Here is a 4,688-nt window from a genome sequence, read left to right on the forward strand (position 1 = left end):
TGAACTAGATACGCCGCAAAACCACGAGCATTTAACGCGGCTACGCAGCTATATTGATCGCCGCTGGAACGATATTAAGCCGTTCAAAATGCGTGATTTAAAAGTTACCAAGGCAATTGGTAGTTGTGAAAGTAATCACCGTAAGTATACTTATCGCGTTAAAGGCCAAGGCAAATATTGGTCTGAAGCTGGTGCCGAAGGAATGCTTCGAATTCTAACTTGCATCAAGAATGGAGACTTAGAAGAATGGCTCAACAGTGATTTTGAAACGAGCAAACTAATTAGCTTAGACCGTAAGAAATTACAAGCCGCAGCTAGAGATAGTTTGAGAATCCGTCACGAAATCCATACCGGTATTCAACACGGAGCCTTAACAGCAGCAGTAGTTGGTGGCAGCTATTTAAGTAAATTCAATCGGATGTTAAATCACATAAATTATTAAGAAATTAAGGTCAGACTAATGGTTTTTGAGTAACCGCAAAAACTTTGACACTTACAAACATACGATGATGCTTGACTTTTCCCCTCCAATAAGTAATACTTAGGACCTAAGAATAAGAACATACCTTTTATGAATGGAGTGATTTAAATGTTGTTTAGGAAAAATCAACAAGAAAGACAACGCTTTTCCATAAGAAAGTATACTTTTGGAGTTGTATCGGTGCTACTGGGCACAGTCGTTATGGAGACAACGGGGTCCCCCGTATTTGCCGATAGCGATGTTCATACTACTGTGGCGGTGACAGGAACAATTAGAGATACAACAAATGTAGGCTCTCAGGAACAAGCTTCTAAAGAAGAAGTGACATCAGCTAAATCAACTGGAGATGTAGAAGACGCATCAAAGACTACCAACGTAGGTTCTAAGGAAGTAGAGAATAAGCTGGCAGATTCAAAAGAAAATAATAACTCTACTGATACATCAGTAATGTCTAAGACTGAGCAAGTGGCTAACAAATTAAAAGAAATATCTAGTGTTTCAGCAGCTAAATCAACTGGAGGTGTAAAAGACGTATCAGAAACTACCAACGTAGATTCTAAGGAAGTGGAGAATAAGCTGGCAGATTCAGATGAAGCTATTTCAAAATTATCAAACAAGCAACTTGTTGCACTAACTAATAGTAACGATCGAGTAGCAGAGCGCTCTGATGCCACTAGTACAGATCGAAGTGTTTACGTCGGAAAGGAAGTTTTCCCAAGTGAAGTTGAAGTTAGAGTGACAAATAGTGCGGGGGCAGCTCCTCCAACTATAAGGGCTCAAGTATTAAATTTTGATATTAGATTTTATAAAGGAATACATAAAGGAGATTACTTTTATGTAGAGAGCCAAGATCTACCTGTTGAGTTACCGCCTGTTTTTAATTATGAAATTAATGGAGAGAGCGTGCCTATTATCACAAGTGAAAGGATAGACTATACTAGTGATTACTATAGAGCACAGGATATTAATGATTCTTCACGCTTTAGTTTATCGACGAAAAATGGCTTTATCACCAAGAAATATAAGTATAAACTAACATTCACTGATAATGTAGAAGGATTAGAAAATATTAGAGCAAAATTCACGAGAACCTTTAGTAATCAAACTTTAGCTGTTGCTCAAGACATGAAAGTCCATCAGATTGTCAAAATAAATGATCAGACAGTATTGAACCAGGAATATATTTTACCAGCTTGGAACAAGACCTCAGCTAAAACTTATTATAGGTCTCCAAATAATGATGGATCGACCTCTTTTCTGAGAATGAACGCTACGGTTTGGGATATGCGAGAACTAGGGAGTGAAGAAGAGAGAAATTACAGTAAAGATGTTAAATCTGAGGGGATTCTAACCTTTAACGGCGAGGTTGGTGGGTTACCAGATGGTTTTGTGGTAAAATTGCGTTCCAAAGATAGTAACCCTAATCCCTATATCTGGGATAAGGTCAATATGGTTGGAGAAAAAATACCGATCTATTATGTTCAATACGATAAGGGCGGAAATTCTGATGATGGTACAGTATATGTCACACCGGATAATATGTACATGATAGTTGAAGGTATCAGCTCAGATCGTAAGGAAATGACATTGCGTTTTGTTGGTGACTTTTCGAAGCCAGGATGGGTAGTGAATGGTACTATGAATCCCTTGCTTGAACCAAAAGAAAAATCTTCTAAGCTTAGCGTTAAATTTACTTCAGCTTATAGTTCAGCAAAGACTTCAAACAATGGAGATCCAGATATTACCGATGAAGGGTATACTCAAATTGATGTTAGTGACGCAAAAGGGCAATCAATTGTTAAAAAACAAAAGAACATAGGGGGGTACTATAGATATACTCAATCTGAAAAATTCACAGCAGTTCCTGTATCGATTACTAATAATGATCAAGTTAGGAAAGGAACAGTTATTGTTAACTATGTAGATACAACTGGGCGATTTTTAAAAAACAAGGATGAGATGATTGTTGCTGAAAATGCTGATGTTGGGACATCATACAATGCAACACTGGATAGATTTAGACCTCAAACTCTTGTTAACGAAAGTAATGGGGAGTCAAAAACTTATAGACTAGCATCAGTCGGTGCTTATCCTATTGGTTCGGTAGGACTTGCTGGGAACCTAATTGAGGATGCAGATAGTAATGATATTGTCTCTTCTAATGATATAGAAGGTATTTCCCCTAGTGGAACAGTTATGCAAGGAAAACGGTACATAACTTATGTTTATCAAGAATTAAAAGGTAATGTTAACGTTACTTATAAAGACACAGATGGAAATATTATTAAGTTCGTTCACAATGACCAATATATCAAAGCTGAGGGGCAAGCAGTTGCTAAAGAGCAACCTGTTGGAAGTAGCTATGATGCTACGTCAAGTACTTATAAGCCGGATACTATTACTGACGTCAATGGTAAAATTTATCAAATTGTTAAGGAAGGAACTTATCAAGTAGGACATGTTGATAATAGTGGTCATTTAGTTTCAACGGCTCCTATGGTTGGAAAGGTATTAGAGTCTCCACAGACAGTTACCTACATCTATAAGTATGTTCCAGACGAACAAAAAGCTTCAGTTGTTTATCAAGACGTAAACGATCCAACTCATCCTGTTAATTTGGGGCAAAGTGATCAATTAATCGGTCAAGCAGGCGATAACATTAACTACAGCACTGCTGATAAGATTGCCGAATACGAAAGACAAGGTTACGTATTAGTATCAAATGGTTTTGATGCAAATGGTACTAAGCCGAGCTTTGACAATGTTAAGGGGAATACTCAAAACTTCTATGTAACCTTTAAGCATGGTACTGTTCCAGTAACTCCGGATAATCCAGGTACTCCAGATCAACCAATCAACCCTGACAATCCCGATGGTCCTAAGTACCCATCGGGAACTGACCAGATTAGTTTAACTAAGGATGTAACTCGTACTGTTACTTACGAAGGTGCTGGAGATAAGACTCCAAGTTCAGAAACTGATACTCTTCACTTCCAAGGTACAGGTTACTTAGACAAGGTAACTGGTAAGTGGACTGATGTAAATGGTACGGAACTTCAAGATCAAACTAAGGGTATCACTTGGACAATTACCGATGGTACTAAGGATGAAGGTAGCTTTAACTTAGTTCCAACTAAGCATATTGATGGTTACACTTCAAAGGTTGTAACTGATGGAGCTGACGATGGCAACGGTAACGTTAAGAGTTACACTGGCATTACTCATACAAGTGACAATATTAATGTTGTAGTTCAATACAACCCAATTGTTGCTGAACAAGGTAACTTAATCGTTAAGTTCCACGATGATACTGATAACAAGGACTTAACTGGTATAGGTACTGATACTGGTACTCAAGATGTAGGTACTCAAGTAACTTACAACCCAAGTACTGATTTAACTAACCTTGAAAACAAGGGTTACGTTTACGTATCAACTGATGGTAATATTCCTCCATCAATTGTTAAGGGTACAACTACTATAACTATCCACGTAAAACATGGTACTGTTCCAGTAACTCCAGACAATCCAGGTACTCCAGATCAACCAATCAACCCTAACGATCCAGATCCAAATGGTCCTAAGTATCCATCAGGAACTGAGGAGGCTTCTATTGATAAGACCATTACTCGTACTGTTCATTACGAAGGTGCAGATCAATACACTCCAAATGATGTACAACAACCAGTACACTTCACTGCTAAGGGCGTTCTTGACAAGGTAACTGGTGAATGGATTACTCCATTAACTTGGTCAGAAGATCAAACATTTAACGGAGTAACTACACCTAAGATTCCAGGCTACCACGTAGTAAGTGTTGATAAGGATACAACTGATAACCAAAATGTTGATAGTGCAAAGATTAGTCATACTGGTGCAGACTACACAGTAACAGTTAAGTATGCTAAGGATATTCCAGACGAACAAAAAGCTTCAGTTGTTTATCAAGACGTAAACGATCCAACTCATCCTGTTAATTTGGGGCAAAGTGATCAATTAATCGGTCAAGCAGGCGATAACATTAACTACAGCACTGCTGATAAGATTGCCGAATACGAAAGACAAGGTTACGTATTAGTATCAAATGGTTTTGATGCAAATGGTACTAAGCCGAGCTTTGACAATGTTAAGGGGAATACTCAAAACTTCTATGTAACCTTTAAGCATGGTACTGTTCCAGTAACTCCGGATAATCCAGGTACTCCAG

General features: G+C 38.1%; 1 protein-coding gene and 2 pseudogenes. All 3 read left to right on the forward strand.

Annotation, left to right across the window (positions count from 1 at the left end):
• Positions 1-442 (forward strand): annotated as a pseudogene (locus EJK17_RS10980) (UPF0236 family protein); the annotation flags it as partial.
• Between the two features lie 147 nt (positions 443-589).
• Positions 590-652 (forward strand): annotated as a pseudogene (locus tag EJK17_RS12170) (YSIRK-type signal peptide-containing protein); the annotation flags it as partial.
• A gap of 9 nt (positions 653-661) precedes the next feature.
• Positions 662-4,688 (forward strand): mucin-binding protein (locus EJK17_RS10985; protein ID WP_246011987.1); only part of this gene is annotated, 4,027 nt, incomplete at its 3' end.

Origin of the sequence: Lactobacillus xujianguonis (assembly GCF_004009905.1) — a bacterium.
Taxonomy (GTDB): Bacteria; Bacillota; Bacilli; order Lactobacillales; family Lactobacillaceae; genus Lactobacillus; species Lactobacillus xujianguonis.